General features: G+C 77.1%; 1 protein-coding gene. It reads right to left on the bottom strand.

Annotated elements, in window-relative coordinates; translation table 11 throughout:
- Window positions 1-1,121 (bottom strand): HNH endonuclease (locus ABD268_RS22760; RefSeq protein WP_344158254.1); only part of this gene is annotated, 1,121 nt, incomplete at both ends.

Genomic DNA, 1,121 nt, shown 5'->3' on the forward strand with positions numbered 1-1,121 from the left:
CCGCTGGCGGGGTGGTGCTGCCAGCCGGGGTTCTCCTTGAGGTAGTTGCAGCTCTCGCAGAGGCCTTGCCCGTTGTGCGCGCTGGTGTCGCCGCCGTCGGCGCGGGGGCGGGCGTGGTCGGTGTGCCGGATCGGGGCGTTGCACCAGGGGGTGCGGCAGGTCTGGTCGCGCAGCGCGATGAAGTCGCGCAGCTCGGCGGGGAACTGGGCGGTGTGGCGTTCCATGGCGACCAGGGCGCCGGTGTCGGGGAAGTGGAAGAGCCGCTGGAGGGTGGAGCGCACGGCGGGGGCGGTCGCGGCCAGGCCGCGGGCGAGGGTGGCGGGCACGTGGCCGCACCAGGGGATCCAGGCGGGGGTGCAGTCGTCGCCGAGGAGGCTCTCGGCGGACTGGAGGATCTTCAGGGCGACCGGGACGGCGGTGGCGGTGGCCTGGCCGGTGAGCCGGGCCACGGCGGTGTCGGCCTGGAGCTGGCCGCGGGTCCGCTCGTCGTCGTCGCCGCGGGCGCGGGCCCGGGCGGCGGCCTCGGTCAGGGAGGTCATGATCGCGGCGTACTGCCAGTCGGCGATGGTGAGGGTCAGGGCGGCCATCCCGTCGGGGAGCAGCCGGCCGGTGACCCGGCGGCCGGTGTGGGCGCGGCGGCGGCGGGCCAGGGCGGCCTGTTCGTCGAGGCGCAGCACGATCCGGCGGGCCTCTTGTTGGAGCCGGGTCTCGCCGAGGCCGTCCAGGCGGGTGGGGTCGGCGGCGAGCTCGGTGTCGGCGCGGAGGCGGTGCTCGCGGGTCAGGTGGCTGGTCTCGGTGGCGATGATCTCGGCGCGGCGTTCGGAGAGGTCGCCGCGGGCCAGGGCGGCGTGGGTGTGGGGCAGGTCGTGCAGCAGCGCCCGGGCCAGGGTGAGGTGGCCGCGGCCGCGGTGCGGGGACTCGCGGCGGGCCAGGCCGATCTCGGCGCCGAGGCCGGCGTCGCGGCGACCGCCGGTGCCACCGCGGCGCTGGTCGAGCTGATCGGTGAGCCGGGCCTGGGCGGCCGCGGCGGCGGACTTGACCCGCTCCAGGGCCTCGAGGTGCTCGAGGCAGGCGGCGTCGTCGGTGGGGGTCTGCAGGTCGGCGAACATGTCGACCAGGCC

The organism is Nocardioides koreensis, assembly GCF_039531775.1.
GTDB lineage: Bacteria > Actinomycetota > Actinomycetes > Propionibacteriales > Nocardioidaceae > Nocardioides > Nocardioides koreensis.